The 24788-nt window shown below is 69.9% G+C and carries 23 protein-coding genes; 12 read left to right on the top strand and 11 right to left on the bottom strand.

Features of this window, described 5'->3' with window-relative positions:
- Window positions 1–31: 31 nt before the first annotated feature.
- A complete protein-coding gene (locus tag ABZ420_RS20520) occupies window positions 32–1495 on the bottom strand; it encodes an ornithine decarboxylase (protein ID WP_357124909.1) in 1464 nt (487 codons plus the stop codon).
- A 372-nt stretch (window positions 1496–1867) separates the two neighbouring features.
- Here ABZ420_RS20520 and ABZ420_RS20515 point away from each other — a divergent pair, with 372 nt between their 5' ends.
- The 5 genes from ABZ420_RS20515 (at window position 1868) to ABZ420_RS20495 (ending at window position 11075) form a co-directional block, all read left to right on the top strand.
- The gene (locus tag ABZ420_RS20515; protein WP_357124907.1) at window positions 1868–3061 is read left to right on the top strand and encodes an alcohol dehydrogenase catalytic domain-containing protein; all 1194 of its coding nucleotides are present in this window, start codon (window positions 1868–1870) and stop codon (window positions 3059–3061) included.
- A gap of 79 nt (window positions 3062–3140) precedes the next feature.
- Window positions 3141–7763, top strand: coding sequence for an HAD-IC family P-type ATPase (locus tag ABZ420_RS20510; protein ID WP_357124904.1), 4623 nt, complete (start codon window positions 3141–3143; stop codon window positions 7761–7763).
- A 70-nt stretch (window positions 7764–7833) separates the two neighbouring features.
- The gene (locus tag ABZ420_RS20505) at window positions 7834–9615 is read left to right on the top strand and encodes a thiamine pyrophosphate-requiring protein (RefSeq protein ID WP_357124901.1); all 1782 of its coding nucleotides are present in this window, start codon (window positions 7834–7836) and stop codon (window positions 9613–9615) included.
- A gap of 19 nt (window positions 9616–9634) precedes the next feature.
- Window positions 9635–10195 (top strand): hemerythrin domain-containing protein, encoded by a 561-nt coding sequence (locus ABZ420_RS20500; RefSeq protein WP_357124898.1) that lies wholly within the window; start codon window positions 9635–9637, stop codon window positions 10193–10195.
- A 40-nt stretch (window positions 10196–10235) separates the two neighbouring features.
- Complete coding sequence (locus ABZ420_RS20495; RefSeq protein ID WP_357124895.1) at window positions 10236–11075, top strand: SDR family oxidoreductase; 840 nt, start codon at window positions 10236–10238, stop codon at window positions 11073–11075.
- Window positions 11076–11136: 61 nt separating this feature from the next.
- Here ABZ420_RS20495 and ABZ420_RS20490 read toward each other — a convergent pair whose 3' ends face one another.
- Both ABZ420_RS20490 and ABZ420_RS20485 read right to left on the bottom strand, forming a co-directional pair.
- Window positions 11137–11367, bottom strand: coding sequence for a DUF6480 family protein (locus ABZ420_RS20490; protein WP_062970613.1), 231 nt, complete (start codon window positions 11365–11367; stop codon window positions 11137–11139).
- Window positions 11368–11502: 135 nt separating this feature from the next.
- Entirely contained in the window at window positions 11503–11931 is a 429-nt protein-coding gene (locus ABZ420_RS20485) for an inorganic diphosphatase (protein WP_357124892.1), read from the bottom strand.
- 165 nt (window positions 11932–12096) lie between these two features.
- Between ABZ420_RS20485 and ABZ420_RS20480 the strand changes: the two genes are divergently transcribed.
- The 3 genes from ABZ420_RS20480 (at window position 12097) to ABZ420_RS20470 (ending at window position 14511) form a co-directional block, all read left to right on the top strand.
- Entirely contained in the window at window positions 12097–12720 is a 624-nt protein-coding gene (locus ABZ420_RS20480) for a hypothetical protein (protein WP_357124890.1), read from the top strand.
- Between the two features lie 121 nt (window positions 12721–12841).
- Complete coding sequence (locus ABZ420_RS20475; protein WP_357124887.1) at window positions 12842–13621, top strand: helix-turn-helix transcriptional regulator; 780 nt, start codon at window positions 12842–12844, stop codon at window positions 13619–13621.
- On the top strand, window positions 13618–14511 hold the full coding sequence (locus tag ABZ420_RS20470; protein WP_357124884.1) for a fructosamine kinase family protein: 894 nt from the start codon (window positions 13618–13620) through the stop codon (window positions 14509–14511). Before ABZ420_RS20475 ends, ABZ420_RS20470 begins: the two co-directional genes overlap by 4 nt.
- Here the strand turns inward: ABZ420_RS20470 and ABZ420_RS20465 are convergent.
- Both ABZ420_RS20465 and ABZ420_RS20460 read right to left on the bottom strand, forming a co-directional pair.
- Complete coding sequence (locus ABZ420_RS20465; protein ID WP_357124881.1) at window positions 14489–15364, bottom strand: TIGR03619 family F420-dependent LLM class oxidoreductase; 876 nt, start codon at window positions 15362–15364, stop codon at window positions 14489–14491. The genes ABZ420_RS20470 and ABZ420_RS20465 overlap by 23 nt on opposite strands.
- A gap of 148 nt (window positions 15365–15512) precedes the next feature.
- Entirely contained in the window at window positions 15513–16055 is a 543-nt protein-coding gene (locus ABZ420_RS20460) for a VOC family protein (RefSeq protein ID WP_357124878.1), read from the bottom strand.
- A 138-nt stretch (window positions 16056–16193) separates the two neighbouring features.
- Between ABZ420_RS20460 and ABZ420_RS20455 the strand changes: the two genes are divergently transcribed.
- On the top strand, window positions 16194–16832 hold the full coding sequence (locus ABZ420_RS20455; RefSeq protein ID WP_357124875.1) for a TetR family transcriptional regulator: 639 nt from the start codon (window positions 16194–16196) through the stop codon (window positions 16830–16832).
- Between the two features lie 32 nt (window positions 16833–16864).
- Here the strand turns inward: ABZ420_RS20455 and ABZ420_RS20450 are convergent, their stop codons facing one another.
- A complete protein-coding gene (locus ABZ420_RS20450; RefSeq protein ID WP_357124872.1) occupies window positions 16865–17128 on the bottom strand; it encodes a hypothetical protein in 264 nt (87 codons plus the stop codon).
- A 182-nt stretch (window positions 17129–17310) separates the two neighbouring features.
- Between ABZ420_RS20450 and ABZ420_RS20445 the strand changes: the two genes are divergently transcribed.
- Together ABZ420_RS20445 and ABZ420_RS20440 are read left to right on the top strand one after the other, a co-directional pair.
- Window positions 17311–17481, top strand: coding sequence for a hypothetical protein (locus ABZ420_RS20445; RefSeq protein WP_357124869.1), 171 nt, complete (start codon window positions 17311–17313; stop codon window positions 17479–17481).
- An 83-nt stretch (window positions 17482–17564) separates the two neighbouring features.
- Complete coding sequence (locus tag ABZ420_RS20440) at window positions 17565–18863, top strand: NtaA/DmoA family FMN-dependent monooxygenase (RefSeq protein ID WP_357124866.1); 1299 nt, start codon at window positions 17565–17567, stop codon at window positions 18861–18863.
- Between the two features lie 134 nt (window positions 18864–18997).
- On the opposite strand, the gene ABZ420_RS20435 is transcribed toward ABZ420_RS20440, so the two are convergent.
- The 5 genes from ABZ420_RS20435 to ABZ420_RS20415 all read right to left on the bottom strand — a co-directional run bounded on the left by ABZ420_RS20435 (window position 18998) and on the right by ABZ420_RS20415 (window position 23594).
- Window positions 18998–19801: a hypothetical protein gene (locus ABZ420_RS20435; RefSeq protein ID WP_357124863.1), complete on the bottom strand. Its 804-nt coding sequence runs from the start codon at window positions 19799–19801 to the stop codon at window positions 18998–19000.
- 68 nt (window positions 19802–19869) lie between these two features.
- Window positions 19870–20022: a hypothetical protein gene (locus ABZ420_RS20430; RefSeq protein ID WP_357124860.1), complete on the bottom strand. Its 153-nt coding sequence runs from the start codon at window positions 20020–20022 to the stop codon at window positions 19870–19872.
- Between the two features lie 428 nt (window positions 20023–20450).
- Window positions 20451–21278, bottom strand: coding sequence for a proteasome subunit beta (gene prcB / locus ABZ420_RS20425; protein WP_357124857.1), 828 nt, complete (start codon window positions 21276–21278; stop codon window positions 20451–20453).
- 116 nt (window positions 21279–21394) lie between these two features.
- Complete coding sequence (locus ABZ420_RS20420; RefSeq protein ID WP_357124854.1) at window positions 21395–22714, bottom strand: family 1 glycosylhydrolase; 1320 nt, start codon at window positions 22712–22714, stop codon at window positions 21395–21397.
- Between the two features lie 82 nt (window positions 22715–22796).
- Window positions 22797–23594, bottom strand: coding sequence for a DUF2470 domain-containing protein (locus ABZ420_RS20415; RefSeq protein ID WP_357124851.1), 798 nt, complete (start codon window positions 23592–23594; stop codon window positions 22797–22799).
- Window positions 23595–23695: 101 nt separating this feature from the next.
- Between ABZ420_RS20415 and ABZ420_RS20410 the strand changes: the two genes are divergently transcribed.
- A complete protein-coding gene (locus ABZ420_RS20410) occupies window positions 23696–24787 on the top strand; it encodes a hypothetical protein (protein WP_357124848.1) in 1092 nt (363 codons plus the stop codon).
- Window position 24788 lies beyond the last annotated feature (1 nt).

Raw genomic sequence — 24788 nt, 5'->3', positions numbered from 1 at the left:
GGAAACCTCCTGGTTCACAAGGTGTTCCGGTTCAGTCGCGGGCGACGACCCGGATGGTGCGCAGCCGGGAGTCGGCGGCGTCGGGCACGTTCATTCCCGCGTCGAGCCCGGTGCGCAGGTACTCGACGACGGCGGCATCGATGCGTTCCCCGGGCACGACCACCGGAATGCCCGGCGGGTAGGGCGTGAGCTGCTCGGCGGCGATCCGGCCGACGGCGTCGCGCGCGTCCACCGTCTGCACCGGGCCGAAGAAGGCGTCGCGCGGCAGCATCACGGTCTCGAGCTGCAGGTCCTCGGGTGATGGGAGGTCGATGCGCGGCGGCTGGGGATCGGTCAGCTGATCGCGCCAGGCGGCGACGCCGTCGACGAGGGTGTCGACGGTGTCCTTGTCGTCGGCCATCGACAGCGTGGCCAGCAGGCGGCGGTGATCGCTCAACCCCATGTCGATGCGGCGGTGCTCGCGCAACCAGTCCGCGGCCTGGTAGCCGCTGGCCCCGGTGCCGGAGACGTCCATAAGGACCTGCAGCCGGTCGAGGTCGTGCGAGGCTTCCGCGCCGAGCAGTTCGTCTTCGAGCACCTCGATATCCGGTATCTCGGCGAGTTGCCGCCTGGCCTTTTCGGCGACCCGCAGCGCGTCGCCGAGCAGTTCGTGGCCGCGCTCGACCATCTGCCTGCGCCAGCCGTCGAGCGCGGCGTAGACCAGCACGTTCGGGCTGGTGGTCATCAGCAGGTCGGCGCATTCGCTGAGCCGGACCGGGTCGATGAGATCGCCTTGCAGGTGGAACACCGAGCCCTGTTCGAAGCCCGCGCCCATCTTGTGCACGCTGACCACGCACAGATCCGCTCCCGCGTCCATCGCCCAGGTCGGCAGGTCCTCGTGGAAGGGCAGGTGCGCGCCCCATGCCTCGTCGACGATCAGGGGCTTGCCCCGCTCGTGGCAGACCTCGGCGATGCCCGCGATGTCCGCGCAGGTGCCGTAGGGACTCGGGCTCACGACCAGCGCCCCCGCGGCGCCGGGGTGCGCGTCCCACGCTTCGCGGACCTGCTGCGGCGAGGGCGGGTGTGCGAAATGGTGCTCGGCATCCCAGCGCGGCGTGATCCAGTGCGGCTGGACGCCGGAGAAGACGAGCCCGGCGACGACGGATTTGTGGCTGTCGCGTGCCACGAGCAGGCCGCCGTCGTGGCCGCCCGCTACCGTCATCATGGCCGCCTTGACCGACAGGGAACTGCCGCAGGTGGAGAAGAACGCCGATTCGGCCCGGACCGCGTCGGCCATCAGCGCTTCGGCCCGCGCGAGATAGCCGCCGCGCGAGAGCCGGTCGTCCAGCCCGGCGGTGGCCAGCACGTCGGAGCCGAAGGCGTCCCGGCCGATCACCTCCAGGACGCGTTCGTCGGTTCCGCGTCCTTGCCGATGCCCGGGCGGCGTGAAGCCGTAGCGGCCCAGCCGGTGATAGTCGGCAAGCGCTTCCAGGAGAGGAGCTCGTGTATGGTCCACGGCTACCGCCTACCCCGGATCTGCGGCGGCACACATCCGGCGCACCGCCGGCTCATGGCATCCCGCGCACCCCCACCGCCGCGGTCTCCGACAGTGCCCCGAATCCCCGTGCCGCGCAATGGGATGAGTCCGTCGGTGTTCCGGACCGCCGCCCGACGGCGACCACCGCTCGGCATCGGCGACCGGATCCAGGTCCGGACGGGGCACCCGGGCGTGCGGCGACCATACGGTCGCGCCCTCCCGGGCCGGGCGATGCGGTCGCGTTCCGCGCCTACCGGCGTCCGCACTCGCGAACCCGGTCGCCGCTCGTTTCGGGCACAGGCGTCCGGGTAGGACGGGGACTGTATCGACTTCGACCGGAGGAGCGCGCGGATGAAGGCAGTGACCTGGCAAGGGCGACGCAAAGTCGCCGTGGAGACGGTGCCCGATCCGCGGATCGAGGCTCCGACGGACGCGATCATCGAGGTCACCTCCAGCGGAATCTGCGGATCCGACCTGCACCTGTACGAAGTGCTCGGCGCGTACATGAGCAACGGCGACGTCCTCGGCCACGAACCCATGGGACGTGTGGTCGAGACCGGCTCGGCCGTCACCGGCCTGGCCCGCGGGGATCGCGTCGTCATCCCGTTCCAGATCAGCTGCGGCGCCTGCTACATGTGCCGCACCGGCCTGCCCACCCAGTGCGAGACGACGCAGGTCCGCAAATACGGCTGCGGCGCGGCCCTGTTCGGCTACTCCAAGCTCTACGGGCAGGTGCCCGGCGGCCAGGCCGAGTATCTGCGGGTGCCGCATGCCGACGCCACCCATATCAAGGTGCCCGAGGGACCGGCCGACGACCGCTTCCTGTACCTGTCGGACGTGCTGCCCACCGCCTGGCAGGCGGTGGAATACGCCGCGGTGCCCGACGGCGGGTCGGTGACCGTGCTCGGCCTCGGCCCGATCGGGGACATGGCCTGCCGGGTCGCGGCGCATCGCGGCTATCGCGTCATCGGTGTCGACCGAGTGCCCGAACGGCTGGGGCGGGCGGCCGCGCGCGGTGTGGAGGTGATCGACATCGGCGCCGTCGACGAGCCGGTCGGCGACATCATCCGCGGCTGGACCGATGGCCGCGGCACCGACTCGGTGATCGATGCGGTGGGAATGGAGGCCCACGGGTCGCCGATCGCGTCGGCAGCCCAGCGCTCGGCGGCGTTCCTGCCGGATCTGGTGGCCCAGAAGGTGATGGACACCGCGGGCGTCGACCGGCTCGCAGCGCTGAACTCCGCGATCGACATCGTCCGGCGCGGTGGCACGATCTCGGTGATCGGCGTCTACGGCGGCATGCTCGACCCGCTGCCGATGCGGGTGCTGTTCGACAAGCAGATCCAGGTGCGGATGGGCCAGGCGAACGTCAAGCGGTGGGTCGAGGACATCATGCCGCTGCTGAGCGACGGCGACCCGCTCGGCGTGGACACCTTCGCGACTCACCGTCTGCCGTTGACCGGCGCGGCGGAGGGCTATGCGATGTTCCAGCAGAAGACCGACGGTGCGGTGAAGGTGGTGCTCGACCCGACCGCCACGAACTGACCGGTGCACCGGCCCGGCCGAGGTCCGAGACCCCGGCCGCGGGCGGTTTGCTCTGTCTTTGCCTGGGTAGCTGCCGGGTATGAGCTTTTTACTACGCGGAGTCGTCTCACCGTGGTGGCTCGAGGCGCCGACCTCCGTGGCGGCGGAGATGGCCCGCGCCGGGGTGGAGAAGGTCGTCGATCTGGGAACCAAAGCGGCACAGGCGCCGGTGCAGGCGGTGGCCGCGGGCGCGCGGGCGGGAGCGTCGCTGCTGAACCTGGGACGCGACGAGGAGTTGCGCGACGAGTTCGCGGCCCTGATCGATCCGCACGCGCTGCGTTCACGCCGCCGCGTGGCGCTCTACGAGGACCGGGCCACCGTCGAGGTGCGCGGGCTGGACTCCGGTAAGAGCGATGACGTCACGCAGGCGCTGCACCGGACGCTGGACCGGCGCCGCGATGTGCGCTGGTGGCGGGTGAACGCGGTGACCGGCCGCGTGGTCGCCGCGCTCGAGCACGGCGCGGCCGACCTGCCCGCCCTGGTGTCGGCCATCGAGTCCGTCGAGGCGGACACCGCGGTCGGCGACCTGGACTGGAGCCGCGGCTGCGAGCACCCCGGGGACCGGGAACCAATGCTCGCGGCCGCGATCCAGGTCGCGGGCGACGTGGGTGCGATCGGATTGTCCGCGGTGGGCGCGGTGCTGCCGTTGCGCGGGCCCGCCCGAATGTTGCGCGCGGCGGCGGCCTTCGTCGACACCCAGCCCCGGCTGCGCAAACGGCTGGAGGAACAGCTCGGCCGCACACGCACCGATATGGTGCTCACCACCGCCAACGCCATCGGCAACGCCCTGGGCAACAGCGCGGCGGCGGGCACGGCGAATCTGGTCATCGACGCGGTGCATCGCGGTTTCACCCTGACCGAGTCGATGACCAGGTACGCGCAGTGGCGCAACTGGGAGACCGAGATCGACCGCCGTCCGGCGGAAGTGTGCGATCCGCTGTCACCGTCCATCCGCGTGGTCGAGATGCCGCAGGGTCCGATCGAGCGGGTCGCCGACGAAACAGCGGCGGGCGCGCTGGTGGGTGCGGTCACCTCCGTCCTCGGCGGGCGTGGCCTGTTCGGCGCCGCCGACGCGCTGGAACTCGGCGCGCCCAAGGCGGCGCGGGCCAGCCGGGAGGCCTACGGCGCCCTCGTCTCCACGGTGCTCGGCCGCGCGGGCGTGCTGACGCTGCACCCACGGGTCTGGCGGCGACTGGACCGATTGTCGGCCCTGGTCATCGACGGAGAATCGCTGCTGACCTCACGCCGCTTGGTACTCGACGCCGAAACGACCGACCAGAGATGGTCGGTCGCCGACGTGTGGAGCGCGGGCCAGCGCCTGCTGTGGGAGCGGGAGGCCGGCGAAGGCGCGGACAACGAAGCGCAGCCGGACGACACCGATCGCTACCTGTCGTCGGGGGGCCACCGCACACTGGTGCACCCGGCCACCGGAAAACCCGACGACGGTGCCACACCCCGCCCCGTGTGGCGCGAACTCCACGACAACGGCAAACCGGTCGGACGAGTCCTGATCGGCCGCGAACTCGACCGGCGGGCACACGCGCTGCTGAGCCGGGCGCGCAGCGCGGGCCTGCGCGTCACCCTCGCCGCGGGCGCCGACGCCGCCGAACTGCGGTCGATGGCCGACGAATTCGTCTCCCCGTCGCATTCGCTCAGCGAGCGGGTGCGCACGCTGCAACAGGACGGCCACGTCGTCGCGGTGCTCAGCCCCCGCGCCCACAAGGCCCTGGCCTGCGCCGATGTCGGGATCGGGCTGGCTGTGCGGGAAGGCAGCGCCCTCCAGATGCCCTGGACCGCCGACGCGGTCTGCCGCGACCTCGGACAGGCGCACCGCGTCCTCGCCGCCGTCGCCCCGGCCCGGCAGGTGAGCGAACGCGGCCGTTCGCTGGCGCTGTCGGCGGCCGCGCTGGGCGGGCTGCTGCTGGCCGTCGCCCCCGACAGCGCGGGCCGGGCCTCGCCCATGACCGCCGCCCACTACACCGGTCTGCTCAGCGGCGCCTACACCGGATGGCGCACCGCACGCACCGAGCCACCGGCCACCCTCGCCCCGTTGCTGCCCTGGCACGCCCTCGAACCCGGCGAGGTATTGAGCCGGTTGCCGCAGCCCGGGCCGGTGCAGGAACGAGCCCAGCCGGACACCGCCGCCCGTATCCCCGGGGTGCGCGTGCTCACCTCGGCGGCGTCGTTCGCGGGCCAACTGCGCCGCGAACTGGCCGACCCGCTGACCCCGATCCTCGGCGTCGGCGCGGTCGCCACCGCCGTGCTCGGTGCCCCGTCGGACGCCGTGCTGCTGTCGTCGGTCCTCGCGGTGAACGCGCTGGTGTCCGCCTGGCAGCGGCAGCGCGCCGAGGGCGCGTTGCACCGGCTGTTCGAAGGCGAGCAGCTCACCGCCCGGGTGATCGAGCGCGCCGAACTCGACGCCGGCGAACCGTGCGAAACCCGCGTGCCCGCGAACCTGCTGGCACTGGGCGATGTCATCGTGCTGCGCGCCGGGGACGTGGTTCCCGCCGACGCGCGGCTGCTGCGCGCGGACGACCTAGAGATGGACGAATCCGGCCTCACCGGCGAGTCGATCACCGTCGACAAGCAGGTCCCCGCCACCCCGGGCACGTCGGTGGCCGACCGCGCCTGCATGGTCTTCGAAGGCAGCACCGTGGTGAACGGCGCCGGGCGGGCGATCGTCGTGGCCGTCGGCCACGACACCCAGGCGGGCCGCGCGGCCGCCGGGGCCATCCCGCCCGAGAAGGCCGGTGTGCAGGCGCAACTGCGCCGCTTGACCGACCGCGCCCTGCCGCTGACCCTGTCCGGCGGCGGCGTCGTGACCGGGCTGGGCATCCTGCGCGGCAGGCCACTGCGCACTGCCATCGCCGACGGCGTCGCGGTCGCGGTCGCCGCGGTCCCCGAAGGACTGCCGTTGGTGGCCACGGTCGCTCAGCTCGCCGCCGCCCGCAGGTTGTCGCGGCACGGTGTGCTGGTGCGCGCCAGCCGCACCGTCGAGGCCCTCGGCCGGGTGGACACCCTGTGCTTCGACAAGACCGGCACCCTCACCGAGGGGCGGCTGCGCCTGACCACCCTCGCCGATCTCGACGACCAGTGGTCCCCGGACGCGGGCTCCGAAGACGCGCACCGTCTGCTGCGAGCCGCGGCCCGCGCCTGCCCCGATCCCGCCGAGGGACCGATCGCGCACGCCACCGACCGCGCCGTCGTCGACGCCGCGGCCCAGATACTCGGTGACGACGCCCGGCATTGGGATGCGATCGAGGAGATCCCGTTCGAATCCAACCGCGGATACGCCGCCACCCTCGGCCACACCGCCCGCAAACTGCGGCTGATCGCGAAGGGCGCACCCGAAGTCGTGCTGTCGCGCTGCACCAGGGTGCGGGTGAACGACACCGACCACCCCTTCGACGAGCGCATGCGCGAACGCGCCGAACGAGCGGTGCGCGATCTGGCCGAGCAGGGCCTGCGGGTGCTGGTGGTGGCCCGGCGCGACCTTTCCACCGAACCCGACGACGTCGAGGCGGCGGTCGTGGAACTCACCCTGCTCGGGTTCCTCGGCCTCGCCGACGCCCCCCGGCCGCAAACGCTGCCGCTGGTCACCGCGCTGCAACGCAACGGCATCAGCGTGCGCATGATCACCGGCGACCACCCGGTGACCGCGGCGGCGGTGGCCCGCCAGCTCGGCATCGAGACGGGCGAGGTCGTGACCGGCGCGGATCTCGACCGCCTCGACGAGACCGCCCAAGCCGAGCTGATCGAACAGGGCACCGTCTTCGCCCGCGTCGATCCCGAACAGAAGGTGCGCATCGTGGCGGCGCTGCGCCGCGCGGGTCACGTCGTCGGCATGACCGGCGACGGCAGCAACGACGCCGCCGCCATCCGCACCGCCGACGTCGGAATCGGTTTGGCCGCACAGGGTTCCATCGCCGCGCGCAATGCCGCCGACATGGTGCTCACCCGCCCCGACCCCCTCGTGCTGTTGCATGCCCTCGTCGAAGGGCGCGGCATGTGGCAGCGGGTCACCGACGCGGTAGGCGTGCTGGTCGGCGGCAACGCGGGCGAAGTGGCCTTCACGCTGTACGGCACCGCCGTCAGCGGCCGAGCGCCGCTGGGCACCCGGCAGTTCCTGCTGGTGAACATGCTCACCGACATGTTCCCCGCGATGGCGCTGGCGCTGTCGCGGGACGGGGACGCGGTCGATCCCGACGACACCGACGACCCGAAGGCCCAGGCGGAGCGGGCGGCCGAACGCCTGGCCGAACTCCCGCGTGCGCACCTGGGCACGGATCTGCTGCGCACCCTCGGCGTCCGCGGTGTCGCCACGGCCACCAGCGCCTCGGTCGCGTGGACCCTCGGCCGCGTGACCGGCACCCAGCGGCGCGCCGCCACCATCGGCCTGGTCGCGCTCATCGGCACCCAACTCGGCCAGACGCTGGTCTCCGGTTACCGCAGCCCGCTGGTGTGGCTCACCACCGCCGCGAGCGGCGCGGTGCTCGGCGCGGTGGTGATGACACCGGGGCTGTGCACCTATTTCGGTTGCCGCCCGCTGGATCCCGTCGGATGGGGGATCGCGACCACCTGCGCGACGACCGCCACCGCCGCCGCCGTGCTGCTTCCTCGGTTGCTGCCCCAGGCGCAGTCACCAGCGCTGGTGGCGCGCTGATTGGCGCCGCACCGCCCGGGTACCCGCCTGGCGACGGACCCTGCCACCGGCACAGGACAGGAGGACCCCTATGGCTCGACAGGTCGGTGACTACGTCGTACAACGTCTGCGGGAGTGGGGCGTGGAGCAGGTCTTCGGTTATCCCGGCGACGGGATCAACGGCCTGATCGCCGCTTTCGGCCGCGCGGACGACGACCCGGCGTTCATCCAAGCCCGCCACGAGGAGATGTCGGCGTTCCAGGCCACCGGGTACGCCAAATTCAGCGGCAAGGTGGGCGTGTGCACCGCGACCTCGGGCCCGGGGGCGATCCATCTGCTCAACGGTTTGTACGACGCGAAACTCGATCACGTTCCGGTGGTGGCGATCGTCGGGCAGACCGCGCGCAGCGCGATGGGCGGCAGCTATCAGCAGGAAGTCGATCTACAGAACCTGTTCAAGGACGTCGCGTCCGACTACTTGGTCGAGGTGAATGTCGCCGCCCAATTGCCCAACGCGCTGGATCGCGCCTTCCGGGTCGCGATCGCGCGGCGGGCCCCGACCGCGGTGATCCTGCCGTCGGACCTGCAGGAGCAGCCTTACGAGCCACCGCAGCACGCCTTCAAGCAGGTGCCGTCGAGCCCGCCCGGACAGGCGACGGCGCGCGTGATTCCCGCGCACGAGGACATCCGGCGCGCCGCGGAGGTGCTCGACGCCGGATCCAAGGTCGCGATCCTGATCGGGCAGGGCGCCCGTTCGGCCGCCGAGGAGGTCCTGGAGCTCGCCGAGCGCACCGGCGCGGGCGTGGCGAAGGCTCTGCTGGGCAAGGACGTCCTGCCCGACGATCTGCCTTTCGTCACCGGAGCGATCGGATTGCTCGGCACCAGGCCCAGTTACGAACTCATGCGCGACTGCGACACGCTGCTGATCGTCGGATCGAACTTCCCCTACAGCCAGTTCCTACCCGAATTCGGGCAGGCCCGCGCCGTGCAGATCGACATCGACGGCACCATGATCGGCATGCGGTACCCGACCGAGGTGAACCTGGTCGGCGACGCGAGATCGACGTTGGCGGAACTGATTCCGCTCGTGCGGCGCAAGGACGACCGCGGCTGGCGGGAGAAGATCGAGAAGAACGTCGCCCGCTGGTGGCAGACCATCGAACGCCAGTGCCTGCTGGACGCCCGCCCGGTCAACCCCATGCGGGTGGTGTGGGAACTGTCCGAGCGCATTCCCGACGACGCCATCGTCACCGCGGATTCCGGGTCCTCCACCAACTGGTATGCCCGCTGCCTGCGCTTGCGCGGCCGGATGCGCGGGTCACTGTCGGGCACCCTGGCGACCATGGGGCCGGGCGTGCCCTACGCCATCGGCGCCAAGTTCGCCCACCCCGACCGGCCCGCGATCGCGCTGGTCGGCGACGGCGCCATGCAGATGAACGGGATGGCCGAACTGCTCACCATCGCCCGCTACCGCCCCCGCTGGAGCGACCCGCGCCTGATCGTCTGCGTCTTCCACAACAACGACCTCAACCAGGTCACCTGGGAGCTGCGCGCCATGGGCGGCGCACCGAAATTCGAGCAGTCGCAGGCCCTTCCCGACGTCTCCTACGCCGAAGTCGCCCGCAGCGCGGGCCTGACCGGCATCACCGTGCGGACACCCGAGGAGCTGGGACCGGCCTGGGACCGCGCCCTGCACGCCGACGGCCCGGTGGTGCTCGACGTGCACTGCGACCCCGACGTGCCGCCCATCCCGCCGCACGCCACCTGGGATCAGATGAAGGACACCGCCGAAGCCGTGCTGCGCGGCGACCCGGATGCCTGGCATCTGATCGCGCAGGGTGCGAAAGCCAAAGTCCAGGAGTTCATTCCGTAGCGACAGAAACGAGTGTGCGATGACCGAACAGGATGTCGTCGAGCTGCTGACCGCCCAGCACGAGGAGATCTTCGCGTTGCTGGCGCGGCTGAAGGCGGGCGAGGACGGGAAACAGGATCTGTTCACCGAGTTGGTGCGGTTGCTGGCCGTGCACGAGAGCGCCGAGGAGGAGGTCGTGCATCCGGTCGCCGGGCGGGCCCGTTTCGGCGCGGACGCCGACATCGTGCAGCCGCGGCTGGAGGAGGAGAACGCGGCCAAACGCGCCCTCGCGGACCTGTACGAGCTGGGGGTGGACCATCCCGATTTCGACGCCCGGCTCGCGAAGTTCGCCGACGCCGTGGCCGAGCACGCCGCGCACGAGGAGACCGAGGAGTTCACCCTGCTGCGCGCGCAGTTCTCGACCAGCCAGTTGCGGCGGATGGCGGGCTCGGTACGCGCCGCCGAAGCCGTGGCCCCCACCCGCCCGCACCCCCACGCGGGAGAGTCCGCGCTCGCGAACCTGCTGGCCGGCCCGCCGCTGGCGGTGTTCGACCGGGCCCGCGACGCGGTGCGCGACTGGCGGCAGAACCAGGACACGTGAATCACAACCAGCCCACGAAGCGGAGAAGGAGAACACCGACATGGGGTTTCCCGAGCAGCAGCAAGAAGTACCCGGCATCCAGGCCCGGATGACCCCCGTGCCGGACTGCGGTGAGGACAGCTACCGCGGCTCCGGCAAACTGACCGGCAAGTCCGCCGTCATCACCGGCGCCGACAGCGGAATCGGCCGTGCGGTGGCGATCGCCTACGCGCGCGAGGGCGCGGACGTGCTGATCTCCTACCTCGACGAGGACGAGGACGCCAAGGAAGTCGCCGACCTGGTGACGCAGGCCGGACGCAAAGCCGTCCTGGTGCCCGGCGACCTGTCGGAGGCCGCCCATTGCCGCGCCGTCATCGATCGGGCCGTGCGGGAATTCGGGAAGATCGACATCCTGGTGAGCAACGCGGCCTTCCAGATGACACACCAGACGCTGGAGGAGATCAGCGACGAGGAATTCGAGCACACCGTCAAACTGAACATCAACGCCTACTTCTACCTGGTGAAGGCCGCGTTGCCGCACATGCCCGCGGGGTCGTCGATCATCGGCAGCTCCTCGGTCAACTCCGACATGCCCTCGCCGACCCTGGCCCCGTACGCCGCGACCAAAGCGGCCATCGCGAACTTCTCCGCCAGCCTCGCGCAACTGCTGGGCGAACGGGGAATCCGGGTCAACAGCGTGGCGCCGGGACCGATCTGGACCCCGCTGATCCCCTCCACCATGCCGGTCGAGAAGGTCGCGAAGTTCGGTGACGACACGCCGTTGGGCCGCGCCGGTCAACCGGCCGAATTGGCGCCGACCTACGTCATGCTGGCCTCCGACGACGGCAGCTACGTCTCCGGCGCTCGCATCGCGGTCACCGGTGGCAGGCCGATCCTGTGACGTTTCGCGCGCGATGACCCGCCCGGTCGGCCGTGACGGCCGACCGGGAGCGGGGGGCGGGTCACAGCATCGACACCACGATGCCGACCGCCACGGCGAGGAACAACAAGATCACCAGCGCCCCGATGAGCATCGCCACCACCCCGGTGACCGGGAAGTGATGGCTGGTGCTGGGCTCCGGCGCCGACAGCCCGGAGGTCTGCGGGGTGTCCGGCGGGGTCGCGCCCGGCGCCACTCCACCGCCCGGTTCCAGATCGGGGGTTTTCGCGGGATCGGGGTCCATCGCACTCATAGCCGCTCCCTACTCGCCGTCGTTGCCCGGCACCTCGGGTGCCCCGGGCCGTTTACCGGTCCTCTTCCGATACAGGATCACGGCGCCGACCAGCACCGCGAGTGCGAGAATCACCAACAGTTCCATGCCCGGGTCCTACCCGGTATCCGCGCGCCCAATCGGCACGCGTCCAGCTATCGCCGGTCGGTTCCGCAGGAGGACATAGTGCCCGGCGGTCTCCTGGAACGCGACCGCCGCATCGATCGCCGCGTCGTCCGGGACGGGACTGCCCGGCGGGACGACGACCAGTTTGTCGTCATCGTCGTAGAGCCGGTGAATGATCGCGACGCAATGTCCGCGCGCGAAAATCAACGGTTCGGACGGTCCGAGATAGTAGGCGTCGAGCTCCTGCCCATCGGGAGCACGGGTGAGCGGCACGTAGCCGTAGTTGGCGAGGTAGCGGAAACCGCACCGCGGGTGACGGCTCCCGTAGGGACGGTCGATGACGAGATCGACTGTCCCGCCGAGGAATAGGCTCGCCAAGCGCAGCGACTCCGAATCCTCGAGCATCCCCCCGTCGGTCATCGTCCCAGGCTACGGCAGCTAGATCGGGCCGTCGGGAAGTGTCCCGCCCACATCGGGCACTGTGCCCACGGGTGCGGGCATTGCGTGCGGGCGTGGGCTGGAGGAAGGTGAGTTGTGTCCGGTGGCGCCACCGGGGCGCCACCCTGACAGGGCAGGAGGTGGCCCGTGTACGCACGTTCCAGCACGATCGCGGCGCAACCGTCATCGATGGACGACGGGCTCGCATATCTGCGTGATGAACTGATGCCGAATCTGTCCGAGATCCAGGGGTGGGTCGGTTTGTCCTTGATGGCCGACCGGTCGACGGGACGCTGCATCGCGACGACTTCGTGGGAGACCGAGGAGGCGTTGCATGCCAGCAGAGGACGCGTCCAGCAACTGCGTGAGGGCATGGCCCGGCGCCTCGGCGGGCGGGCCGAGCGCGTGGAGGAGTGGGAGATCGCGGTGATGCACCGTGACCACCCGGCAGGCAACGATGCCTGCACCCGCTGCACCTGGGTCCAGGTCGATCCGGCCCAGGTCGACCGGCTGGCCGACATGTTCAAGATGGAAGTGCTGCCGCAGACGGAGATGCTCGACGGATTCTGCAGCGCGAGCCTGTTCATCGACCGCGACAGCGGCCGAGCGGTGGGGGCGACCGTATGGGAGAACCGGCAGGCGATGGACGGCAGCCGCGAGCAGACCAATCAGATCAGGGCCACGGCGACCCAGCGGGTGGGCGCCAACGTCCTGGAGGTGGGGGAGTTCGATCTGGCCTTCGCGCACCTTCGCGTACCCGAGATGGCGTGAAAGCACGGACGTCCGGCCGGAAAGCGAGCTTTCCGGCCGGGTATCCGCGTGCCGCGCAGGCGTAGTCGTCATTACCCGAGAGGTAATGGCCTCGCCCCCCGGCCGTTCGTAGGATCGGGACGTGAGCACTCCAACGGCAGGTGACCTGCTGCGACATTGGCGTCTGGAACGCAGGCTGAGCCAGCTGGAACTGGCCGGACGGGCCGACACCTCGGCGCGACATCTGAGCTTCATCGAAACCGGGCGCGCCACCCCGAGCCGCACCATGATCGTGCACCTGTCCGAGCATCTGGAGATCCCGTTGCGCGAACGCAACCGCGTCCTGCTGGCAGCGGGCTACGCCCCCGCCTACGCGCAACCCGGCCTGGACACCCCCGCGATGGACGCCGTTCGCGGCGCCATGCGCCAGATCCTCGCCGGTCACGAGCCCTATCCCGCTTTGGCCATCGACCAGAACTGGACGATGGTCGACGCCAACAGCGGCGTGTCCGTGCTCATCGCGGGCATCGATCCGGCACTGGTCACACCGCCGGTGAACGCTCTGCGCCTGAGCCTGCACCCAGACGGCATGGCAGGCCGCATCCGCAACCTCGCCGAGTGGCGCGGCCACATCTTCGCCCGCTTGGCGCGCCAAGCCGAGGTCACCGGGTCCCGGGACCTGGCCGATCTGCTCGAGGAGCTGCGGTCCTATCCCGGCGGCGAAGTGGAACTCGCCGTCCCCGAACCCGACCAGGCGGTGGTCCCGCTCCGGATCGAGCACGACGGGAACGAGCTGTCGTTTCTCAGCGTCACCACGGTGTTCGGCACCCCGATGAACGTCACCGTCGCCGAACTGGCCATCGAGTCGTTCTTCCCCGCCGACGAGGACACCATGAAGCGGCTCACCGCGGGCGCCCGGTGATCCGCGCGGCCCAGCTGTCGGCGCTGCTGACCGTGCCCGTGCGTACCGTCACCGACCTCGGCCCCCATCACGGGTGGACACTGCACCGCGCCGAAACGGCCGACGGCCGAGCGCTGTTCGTGAAGGCGACGGCCGAGCCGACACCCGTCTTCGCGGCGGAAGCGGCGGGTCTGACCTGGCTGCGAGACACCGCGCCCGGCCCGGCCTGCGACGGCGGCCAGGCCATGCTGCCGGAGGTGCTGGCCGTCGACGACCGGATGCTGGTGCTGCCGTGGCTGGAGGAAACCGGCCCCACCCCCGCGGCCGCCGAGCGATTCGGTCGCGCACTGGCCGCACTGCACGCCCACCGAGCCGAGCTGTTCGGTGCGCCGTGGGAGGGGTGGATCGCGAGCCTGCCCCTGCCCAACACCCCGACCAGCGGACCGTGGTCGCGGTGGTACGCCGAATACCGCCTCGCTCCCTACCTCGCCCGGGCGGCCCCGCATCTCGGCGAAGACGGAACACGCCTGATCGAGCGCGTCATCGATCGCATCGATGACCTGGCCGGGCCCGCCGAACCACCGGCTCGCATCCACGGCGACCTGTGGTCGGGCAACGTCCTGTGGACCCGGGGACGGGCGATGCTCGTCGATCCCGCCGCGCACGCCGGCCACCGCGAGACCGACCTGGCCATGCTCGCCCTCTTCGGCATTCCGCACCTGGACCGCATCCAGGCCGCCTACCACGAGACCCATCCGCTGGCCGACGGATGGCGAACCCGCACGCCGCTGCATCAACTGCACCCGCTGCTGGTGCACCTCGTGCTGTTCGGCGCGGGCTACCGCGCGCAGACCCTCGCCGCGGCCACCGCGGCGCTCGCGTCCGGGCCTACCCGCCGACCCGCGCGATGACCTTCTCCGCGAAGCGCGACAGGTTGGCGATCTTCGTCTCCAGCGGCTCGGTGTCCTGCTCGGTGGTGTAGGGAAGCCGGAAGCCGACGATCACGTCGGTGACCCCTTTGTCCTCGAGGCGTTTGATGCCGTCGACGGTAAACCCGTCCAGCGAGATCACATGCACCTCGAAATCCTTGCGGGTGCCGTACTCCGCGCGCAGGGCGTCCAATTCGGCCAGCAGCCGGTCCAGTTCGGCGCCGTCGCCACCGGCGTGCATCCACCCGTCGCCGCGCTGCGCGGCCCGGCGCAACGCGGGCTTGCTGTGCCCGCCGACGAGGATCGGCACGGGTTCGGTCGGCACCGGGCTGATCTTGATCGGCGGAATGTCGTAGAACTGCCCGTGGTATTCGAAGTAGCCGCCCGCCGAGAGCCCGCGCACGATGTCGATGCACTCGTCCATCCGCGCGCCGCGCTTGTCGAACGGCACCCCCATGATCTCGAAATCGTCCGGCCAAGGACTGATGCCGACGCCCAGCCCGAACCGGTTGCCACTCAGCGCGGCGACCGAAGCGGCCTGCTTGGCCACCAGCACGGGCGGCCGGATCGGCAGCTTCAGCACGAACGGCGTGAAACGCAACGTGGTGGTGACCGCCGCCATCGCCGCGCTGAGCACGAACGCCTCGACGAACGGTTTGTCCTCCAGGAATTCGCGGCTGCCGTCGGGGGTGTAGGGATACTTCGCGTCGGACTCCTTCGGATACGCCACGCTGTCGGCGACCGCCATGGAGGTGTAGCCGGCCTCCTCGGCGGCTTTGGCGAGAGCGAGGTAATACGACGGATCGGTCATCGTCTCGGCGTAGGTGAAGCGCATGGTGCTCGCCTTCCTGGCGCGTCCAGCGCGCCGCGCGGGTCCCGGCGCCGGTGCCGGGGGAATGGGCCGGCGCCGAGACGTGAGAGGAACTGCCGCAAGCGGAACCGGGCCACCTCGATGGTGCCGAGGCCGCCCGGTGGATCACCGCCTACTGCCATGGGTTGGTGAAGCCTTCCGGAATCAGGTGGTCGAACATCTCCCTCATCTCCCGCGAGAGCCGCAGCAGTTCGATGTACGAGCCGATCGGCCCACCGTCGAGGTAGGCGAACTCCATCCCGACGCCCTCGAACCTGCCACGCGCGGCGATCTCGATGCCGGCCTCGGTGGCCTCGGCGAGCGCGGCGTCGTAGTCGTCGGGCACCCAGGCGGCGTGATGCAGGCCGGGACCGAAACGTGCCAGGTGCTCGGAATACAGGCTCACCCCGCCACGCGGCTCGATCAGCTCCAGTTGCTGCCCGCCCGCGTAACCGAGCGCCACGCCGATCGTGTAATCGGCGGCTGCCCCGCGCAGTTCGGCGGTATCGGGCCCGAAATGGACCTCCGGGATGGTGAACCAGTCGCCGACTCCGTACCGAGTGGTGAACGCCCGAGTGGCCGCGGCCAGATCGGCCACCACCCAGCACAGTTGAAAGATCGGGCCACCGGTGATCATCCTCGGCCCCCGAGGCGGCTCATCCAGTTCGGACACCATCGGTGAGCGGCCACCTTGTCGGGCGCCACGAGCACGACGCCCCGCGCGGCACCGGTGACCACCGCCACATCATCCACGCCGTTCAATTAATCATCTGTGTTTAACAGCGTCAAGGCTCGTGTTCAGTACAGTGCGGATATGCCGAGCGACGAATCGCGCGCCGCCTTGCTCGATGCCGGAGAACGCCTCATCGCCGAACGCGGCGTCGACGTGCCGTTGCGCGACATCGCCGCCGCCGCCGGTCAGCGCAACAACTCCGCGGTGCACTACTACTTCGAATCGCGTACCGGACTGATCGAAGCCATCGTCGAGCGACGGATGAACCGGCTCGAACAGCGCCGCATGCAGTTGCTGGCCGTCCACGAAGCCGACGGCCGCGCCAACGACGTGAACGCTCTCGTCGCCATGCTCGTCACCCCGATCCTGGAACTGCTCGGCCACGACCGGGTGACCCATCTAGGCCGGTTCCTGGAAGTCGTGCGCACCCACCCCGTGGTGGCGGACGCCCACCGCCTCGCGGGCGCCGACCGCGCCGCCGTCCGCATCATCACCACCCGCCTGGACGCCGCGCTGACCGGGCTGCCGCGGCGACTGCGCAGACAGCGCCTGGAGACCATGGCCACCGTCATGTTCGCCTTGATCGCCGACTACGAGCGCACCCTGGAATCGGGCGTCCGCACCGCCCACCCCGCAGACGCCGCGGAAATCGTGGACATGATCGTCGCCATGCTCACCGTGCCCGTCCACGACCACCCAGCCGCCGCCCCGCGCCGCTGACACCGGCGCGACCGGATACCGGCACGGCTGCCTCAACCCAACGTCCGCCGCGCCCCGACGCGGCTCGCCGGGACAGCGGCCGGCTGCCGATCGGCGTGCGGCTGCGCTGCTTCCGGGAATCTGCGGTGCAACCGGTCGATGAAGCGGCGCACGGCGCACAACTCGCTGTGCAACTCGTGGCGTGCGGCGGGATCGCCGCGGTGGGAGAATTCGATATCCCGCGCCAATGCCTGGGCTCGCCGGGTGAGCAACTCCAAGAAGACCCGGGCCTGGGCGAGGTCGGCGTCTTGTTCCATGCGGTGGCCGATCTGTCGTTCGATTACGGTGTCGGGTCGCCCAGTACTCCCGTGCCGCGGTCCTCGGCCGATCGGAGCAAACTGATGCTAACCGAGCCCCAGCCCCACAGGTGCCGAAATGGAACCGTCTCTTGGCTATCGCGTGGCGACTCGCCATCCCGCTCCCGGCGTATCGTGATCGTATGGGCGTCATCGGGGAGCTGTTCCCAGGTAAGAAGCTGACCCACGAGGGCAGCGAGGACAGCGACGGACAGGCCTACACGCCGCGGTTCGACATCGATCTCGACACCGGCGTGGTCCGGGTACCGCGCGCGCAACCACCCACCGCCGGCGACCAACGGGAGCAGGCATGACACGTCGGATCCCGCTCGCGCGGAAAACATCTCGCTGATCGCAAACCGTTACCTCGCCGGCGCGCGCCGGTAGCGTCGCCGCAATGGGCAAAGCTGGTGGGCGGCGGCGGCCGCTGAAGACCGTCACGGGAGTCAGCGGTGCGGTCGGCGTGTACGCGGCGGCCATCGATCCGGACGCGACCACGGTCGCGTCATCGATCGAGGTCGCGAAGATCGCCGAGCGACACAAGTTCGACGCTCTGTTCGCCGCCGACCTCCTGAGTTTCGGTGCGCAGGGTGCGATCGGCGCGCAGGAACCACTGATCTTCCTGTCCGCGTTGAGCGCCGTGACCTCGCACGTCGGGCTCATCGCGACGGTGACCACCACTTTCCACCACCCCTACAATCTCGCCCGGCTCTTCGGCACCCTCGACCACATCAGCAACGGCCGCGCGGCCTGGAACGCCGTCACCTCCTCGGTGGGCGAGGAGAACTACGGCGATCAGGAACTGCCGAGCCCCGAAGACCGCTATGCCCGCGCCACCGAATCCCTCGAGGTGGTCAACGCCCTGTTCGACAGCTGGCAGCCAGGCGCCCTGAGCGCCGACGGGCACGGTGGCGCGATCCTGGACCCCACCCGAGTGCGGCCCATCGAGCACACCGGGCGGTACTTCACCGTGCGCGGGCCGCTGAACATCCCGCCCCTGCCGCAGCGCAGGCCGGTCCAGTTCCAGGCAGGGCAGTCGGCCGGCGGCATCGAACTGGGCGCGCGGTTGGCCGAAGTGGTGTTCACCTCGCTGCCGACCCTCGAAGACGCGGTGACCTACACCAAGCGCATCCGCGCCCGCGCGAACGAACTCGGCCGCGCCGACGGCCTGCCGTTGATCATGAGTTCCTTCCACGCCACCTACGGCGCCACGGAATCCGAAGCCAGGCGCCTGGCGCGGGAACAAACGGAGGCCACCGACTTCGAGGCCGGGCGAGCCGCCCTCGCCGACATGCTCGGCGGCGGCGTCGACCTGTCCGGCCTACCGTTGGACAAGCCCCTGCCGGAGAGCCTGCTGCCCGACGTGACGTCCGTGCACCGCAGACGCGGCCGCGTGGAGATCTTCAGCAACTTCGCCCGATCGGGAAAAACACTGCGCGAGCTCATCATCGCCGCCAAGGACACCGGCCACTGGGCGGCCGTCGGAACACCCGAGCAACTCGCCGACGCCATCGAAGAACGCTACGACGCGGGCGTCCTCGACGTGATCTCCCTCGGCGGACTCGCCGACGAACGCACCCGCGACTTCGTCGTCAACGGACTGCTGCCCGAACTACGCCGCCGCGGCATCGTCGGCTCCGACTACGTCGGCGCGACCTTCCGTGAAAACCTCGAATTACCCCCGCTACCGGACTGAGGCGCACTCACACCCCTCGGCGAGATGAGCCCGCAGCCATTTCGCCATCGAGGCGGCGGGGCTCATCCGCAGATCACGCGCGTCGTGGCCGCCCGGACGCGAGCACAGCCGCGGGACCGGCGAGCCGCCGACCGCTACCGGGTGAGGACCGGCGTCGAACGGTGCGCCGAGGTTTCGCTCCCCGGCGGGTTCGTATTCCGCACCCAGGTGACGTTGGCGACGAGGTCGTCATCGAAGACCAGCTCGTCCCACAGCACCCGCTCGGCGGCATCCGGCCTCGGCTGCGCAACCGGACGGGGCGCGGCCGCGGCCGCCGGAGGCGGCGTTGGCTCGGTCGGCAGCGGCGTCACCAGCCAGGACAACGCCCGCATCGTGCTGAGGCCGTAACGACGGGCGCCCTGCGCGACGGCGGCCACCGCGGCGGCGGAACTCAGCACCCCGGCGAACAACGCCATGGGGGTCAGTCCGGCGCCTGCCATCCGCTGCTCACCGGCACCCGAAACGGCCGTACCGTCCTCGTCGAAGATCCGGCGCAGCCACCCCGAACCGAAACCTTCACCCGGATCGATCAGCGTCCGCAACTCCGGCCCCTTGGCATCGAGATACAGCAAGCAGATGAGCACCAGAACCGTCACGGCCACACTGGATCCCATCACCAGAGCGGCGAGCGCACGGGAGCGCGACCGCACCTGCGCGACCGCGGCGAACACGGTGACAACCGCCGCGGCGGCGGCCAGCAGACCCCAGGCACCGCTGATGTTCATCTCACGGAATTTCGACACCGACCACTCGTCGAAACCGTTCGTGACACCGGTGACCCGGCCGAACGCGTCCGAACGCGCCTCGCCACCCGAACCCGACGCCGACAGCCACGGCTGGAACAGCAGGGCGAACGTGACCGCATTCGTGGCCGCGGCGAACAAGAACCCCCAGTCCACTCCCCGTGGTGGCGTCGCGCTTCGTGCCGGGCGTCCGGAGCCACGGCTCCGGCGGTGTCGCGCTTCGGTTACCTGCCAGGGGGTTGGTTGTACCATTGCTCCAGTTTCGCCGGTGCCGCATGAATTCCGCTGCCGCCCAGAGCAATAACAATAAAATTGCCTGAAGGGCGGAAAACGCGGCACATCAATGAGAAGAAATTCGATCGGGCGTCATCGGCCATCGACGGAATTTACCGTAAGCACCGCGGCGACACCGGGCAAGCGTGATCGATGTCCCACGCATCACCGCAGCTCCCGCCGCGTCCGACCGCAGAGTGACCCAACCGGTGAGTAACATTTCGTACACAGCGTTGAACTCGGCCTTCACGGTTTCGCCGCGACAATTACTTGCCCGGCGCAACCGAATTGCTGTGACAGGCCTAACAAGTGCGCACTGCGACGTCGGTCACAAACTTGCACCACATCCGGTGAAAACATCCGGAAAATGGAAAACACGGTGCCGGACCGTATTTCGATCAGCACCACCCGCAGCGGGCCGAGACCTCCGAAACCGGGTCACGCCCATATCGAGAGCGGACGCTCGCCGATCCGGTCCCGCCACCCGGTCATCATCTGGCGCACAACCGGACTGCGAACGACCCGCCGCCGTTCAGCGTCCTTCCGCCGCCACCCGCGCGTCGGCGACCCCACGGGTGATCTCCGCCAGGCGCTCGGCCGGAACCTCGACCGCGCCCTCGGCGTCGACCAGCACCGCGGTGGGATAGAGATCGCGCAGCAGATCCGGGCCACCCGTCGCCGTATCGTCATCGGCCGCGTCGAACAGCGCCTCCACCGCAAGACGCAACGCCGCCTGCTCATCGATATCGCGGTGATAGGTCTTCTTCAACGACGACCTCGCGAACACCGACCCCGAACCGACCGCGGTGTAACCGAAACGCTCCTCCTGCCGGCCACCCACCGCGTCGTACGACACGATCCGCCCCGCCCGCTGCGGCTCGGCAGCGTCCAGGTCATAGCCGACCAGCACCGGAATCACCGCCATGTCCTGCAACGCCGCGGGCAGATTCGCGCGCACCATCGCCGACAACTTCGTGGCCTTGCCGTCGAACGTCAGCGGGGCCCCTTCGATCTTCTCGTAATGCTCGAGCTCCACCGCGAACAACCGGATCATCTCCAACGCCATCCCGACCGTGCCCGCGAAACCGGCCGCCGAATAGGTGTCGGTGACGAAGACCTTCCGCATATCCCGCGTCGCCACCAGATGCCCCATCGTGCCCCGGCGGTCACCGGCCACCAGCACACCACCGCGATAACTGATCGCGACGATCGTCGTCCCGTGCGCCGCGGCGCCGTCCCCACCGCCGCCCGCCTCGAAACCCACATCGGGCAACAACCGCGGCGCGTACCGGCGCAGAAATTCCGAGAAGGACGCCGCCGGGTACTGCAAGCCGAGCGGCAGGTGACTATCGGTCGTCATGATCACCTTTCCGGGTGGACGCTGCCCCACCCGCGAACGCGACACGTGCACTCCCGCCGACGTTACCGGAACACCACCACCGCTCGGCCACAACCGGCATCCGCCCACGCGCGGTCCTAAGCCGGGTCGTCCCCGGCGCAGGTGTCCGGCGCATCGATCCGGACACAGGGGAGCGGAGCCCGCGTCGGCTGATAATCCGGCCCCACACCACCCGCGCGGATCAGCCGGGCATACGCATCGACCGCGTCGGTCGGGCGGCGCGCCAACGTCGGATCGGTCAGCACATCGACCGTGTAGAGCCCGAACCGCGGCGCGTACGAACCCCACTCGTAGTTGTCCGTCAGACTCCAATAGTTGTAACCGATGACATTCATCCCGTCGGCCTTCGCCCGCTGGAGCCAATACACCGTGTCCCGCAGATGATCGGCGCGGCTGTACCCATCCGGACGGACCTGCCCGTTCTCCGTCGGAAGACCGTTCTCCACCACATACAGCGGACGCCCCGGGAACTGGCGCGCGTAATGCCGCAACGCGTAGTAGATACCCTCCGGATGCACCGGCAGCTCCCACATCGCAGGACCTCCCTCCGCACCGCCCTGCGCCGACTCACCCGTCTGCGGCAGCGGAGCGAAGTAGTAATCCACACCGATGAAATCCAGCTTCGCCGAGATCCGATCCACGACCGGCCGATTCACCTCCGTCTCCGCACCGGCCACATAACCCAGATTGCTGGTCACCTGCGCATCCGGCCGATAACCGTGGATGACGTCGTAGATCTCGTTGTGCGCCAGCGCGATCCGATCCAGCATCACCGGCGCCTCATCGCCACCGATCCCACCCGTCCGCAACTCCGTGCCGACATACGCGGCAGGCTCGTTGAACGTCACCCACAGCGGATCACGCGAGGCGTACCGGCCAACCACCTTGCGCATGTTCGCCAGCCAATCCTCGACCATGCCCGGGTTACGCCACCCGCCCCGATCCAACGCCCACCCCGGATACACCCAGTGATCCAAGGTCAGCATCGGCCGCATCCCCGCCGCCAGAATCCGCGCGATCACATTGTCGTAGAACCCGAACGCCGCCTCGTCCCAGGCATGCGGCGCCGGTTGCAGCCGAGCCCACTCGATACCCACCCGGTAGACCCGCACCCCCAGACGCGCCGCCAGATCGATATCGGAGATATAGCGGCGCGCGAAGTCCACCGAATCCCGATACGGATCCGCCGTCCCACCCGCCGCGATGAAACGCGACCAGTTGCTGTCCGGCGCATGACCTTCGGACTGGAACCCCGACGACGCCACACCCCACAGGAACTCCGCATCGAACGCAGGCAGCGCCGGACTCGGCTGAGCAGCGGAAACACCCGAAGCAATCAGCACCGCCGCGGCAGCCGACAGCGCGGCGAACCCGCGCCGGTGAGTGCGTGTACGCATCGCCGTAGCGTAGCTGTCAGATTGCTGGCTGCCTGGGCAGGAAATCGCGTGTCGCCGGTCGCGCAACCGTCACGATCCGCGCTCACGCCATCCGCGACCGCCGCGCCAACTCCACCGTCGCCGCCCGCAACTCCTCGACCGCATTGATCCGCTCCGCAAACCCAACCCTGGTGCGAGCCACACCCCGCGGCGTCACCACCCGCATATCCAAACCGTATCGGTCGGCACGCTCACAACTCGCCCCGGTGGCATCCGGGTACCCGCCCAACCGCCGCGCCATCGCCAGCAACGCCTCGGCATGATCATCATTGAGATGCGCCACCGCCCGAGCCGCCACCGGAATCACCGGATCCGGCTCCGCCGCCGCATACTCCTCCGCACTCGCCGAATCCATCCGCCCATACCCGCCGACCCAGCGCACCCGCCGCACCCGCAACACCCACAACGAGAAATCGCTGAAGTCGATGTACATCCGCCCCGCCGCCACCGCCCCCAGATACGCCTCCCTCGCCGCGACCGCCTCCCCACCCACCGGCCGCTCCACCACACCCGACAGCGTGATCCGCGCCCCCGCCAACGGGTCCGCGGGCGGATCCGGCGCCACCACCGCCAAGCTCGCCCGCCCGTCCGCGGCCAGATTGCGCCCGTGCTCGGCCAGCCGCGACACACACAACACCGGCTGCCCCGCGGACAACCCATACGTCACCAACGACGCCCACGGCGAACCATCCTCCGCCAGGCTCGCCAGCGTCGCGGTATTCACCGACGCCGCAACGGTTCTCGCCTCCTCCGCGGCCGAGGGTCGAGCCGGATTCAACACCGGAGCCAGCGGCGGCGGCACCGAAGGCCCGTCACCAGGAGCACCATGATCGACAGTCATGCCCCCATCCTTCCAGCGCGTCCAGGCGAAACGCCGCACAACCTCCCACGAGCGAAGCAATTGACCGAGCACATCCGCCGCCGATCGACCAGACTTGCCCAGTGACCAGATACGCATTCGACGCCGACCGCGCCGCCCTCGTCGCCACCTGGGCGACCGGACGAGGCGACCTCGCCCAGACGGTGGCCACCCTGCCCCCGCAGGTGACCAAGGACCAGGCAACCGATCTGGCGTCGAACCTCACCACCCTCTCGCGGTTCCAATGGCGCACCTACACCCACCCGGCCAGCGCCGCGGGCGACCCCGACGTCCCCAACAGCGAAGCATGGCGCCGCGCCGAAGAACGCCGGAACTTCAAAGAAGTCGAAACCGGACTGCGCAGCCCCCACCTGCCCACCGACGAAGGACTGCTCGTCTCCTACAGCGGCGTCGTCGAATCCGCCCACCGCATCGGACGCACCCTGCACGACATCGACGACGACACCCTGCTCGACACCATCGCCGCCGAAGTACGCACCGAACAAGAAGCCATCGAATCCGCCGAACGCGGCGACCTCTCCGCCCGCGCCCGCCAAGCCGTCGAACTGTCCCGCCCCGACGTCTCCCCGGCCCAGGTCCACGCCGCCGACGCACTCCTGCGCGCCGACCCGCTCGGCAGCATCGAACTGTTCACCGAACTCGACCCCGCCTCCGCCTCCGTCGCCGCCGCGCACTGGCTCTACGCCGCCGCCGAAGTCGCCGGAGAGGCCGCGAGCGTACCCACCACCGATGTCGTCGCCGAAGCCGACGACATCGAAGCACTCCAAGTCGAGACCCCCACCCTCGTGCTCGAACGACTCGCCGCGGGCGATACCCCCACCGAAGTCGTCCTCGAACTGATCGCCGAAGCGATGGCCGTGCACGAAGGCCGCGTCCCGGCCCCGTGGAGCCTCGTCGCCCGCGTCGCCGAAATCGAAACCCAGGCCCACCGCTTCGGCGTCGACGCCGACACCCGCGAGGCAATGCTCACCGGCTTCCGCATCAGCCGCCTCGACCCCGCCCGCCCCGCCCTCGACCTCCTGGAAGACCTCCTCGACGGCATCCGCGGCTGCCTGCTGCTCTACGCCGCCAACACCGACCACGCCGACCCCGAATCCCACTTCGCCGAAGACGTGCGCCTCGAAGCCGACGCCGACCCCGAAGACCTCCTCTGAA

The sequence above is a fragment of the Nocardia sp. NPDC005745 genome, from assembly GCF_040630775.1.
Lineage (GTDB): Bacteria > Actinomycetota > Actinomycetes > Mycobacteriales > Mycobacteriaceae > Nocardia.
The sequence above is the reverse complement of the archived record's forward strand: the minus strand, read 5'-3'. Positions and strand labels throughout refer to the sequence as shown.

Bases quoted from the DNA above. Each gene is read 5' to 3' on its own strand.
- ABZ420_RS20465 (WP_357124881.1), bottom strand. From the start codon at position 15,364: ATGCGCTTCACCTACGCCGAGACGATGACCGATCCGTCGTATTACCTC.
- ABZ420_RS20415 (WP_357124851.1), bottom strand. From the start codon at position 23,594: ATGACTGTCGATCATGGTGCTCCTGGTGACGGGCCTTCGGTGCCGCCG.
- ABZ420_RS20420 (WP_357124854.1), bottom strand. From the start codon at position 22,714: ATGCGTACACGCACTCACCGGCGCGGGTTCGCCGCGCTGTCGGCTGCC.
- ABZ420_RS20495 (WP_357124895.1), top strand. From the start codon at position 10,236: ATGGGGTTTCCCGAGCAGCAGCAAGAAGTACCCGGCATCCAGGCCCGG.
- ABZ420_RS20505 (WP_357124901.1), top strand. From the start codon at position 7,834: ATGGCTCGACAGGTCGGTGACTACGTCGTACAACGTCTGCGGGAGTGG.
- ABZ420_RS20490 (WP_062970613.1), bottom strand. From the start codon at position 11,367: ATGAGTGCGATGGACCCCGATCCCGCGAAAACCCCCGATCTGGAACCG.
- ABZ420_RS20485 (WP_357124892.1), bottom strand. From the start codon at position 11,931: ATGACCGACGGGGGGATGCTCGAGGATTCGGAGTCGCTGCGCTTGGCG.
- ABZ420_RS20445 (WP_357124869.1), top strand. From the start codon at position 17,311: ATGGGCGTCATCGGGGAGCTGTTCCCAGGTAAGAAGCTGACCCACGAG.
- ABZ420_RS20455 (WP_357124875.1), top strand. From the start codon at position 16,194: ATGCCGAGCGACGAATCGCGCGCCGCCTTGCTCGATGCCGGAGAACGC.
- ABZ420_RS20440 (WP_357124866.1), top strand. From the start codon at position 17,565: ATGGGCAAAGCTGGTGGGCGGCGGCGGCCGCTGAAGACCGTCACGGGA.
- ABZ420_RS20450 (WP_357124872.1), bottom strand. From the start codon at position 17,128: ATGGAACAAGACGCCGACCTCGCCCAGGCCCGGGTCTTCTTGGAGTTG.
- prcB (WP_357124857.1), bottom strand. From the start codon at position 21,278: ATGACGACCGATAGTCACCTGCCGCTCGGCTTGCAGTACCCGGCGGCG.
- ABZ420_RS20460 (WP_357124878.1), bottom strand. From the start codon at position 16,055: ATGGTGTCCGAACTGGATGAGCCGCCTCGGGGGCCGAGGATGATCACC.
- ABZ420_RS20500 (WP_357124898.1), top strand. From the start codon at position 9,635: ATGACCGAACAGGATGTCGTCGAGCTGCTGACCGCCCAGCACGAGGAG.
- ABZ420_RS20515 (WP_357124907.1), top strand. From the start codon at position 1,868: ATGAAGGCAGTGACCTGGCAAGGGCGACGCAAAGTCGCCGTGGAGACG.
- ABZ420_RS20510 (WP_357124904.1), top strand. From the start codon at position 3,141: ATGAGCTTTTTACTACGCGGAGTCGTCTCACCGTGGTGGCTCGAGGCG.
- ABZ420_RS20430 (WP_357124860.1), bottom strand. From the start codon at position 20,022: ATGGCCGATGACGCCCGATCGAATTTCTTCTCATTGATGTGCCGCGTT.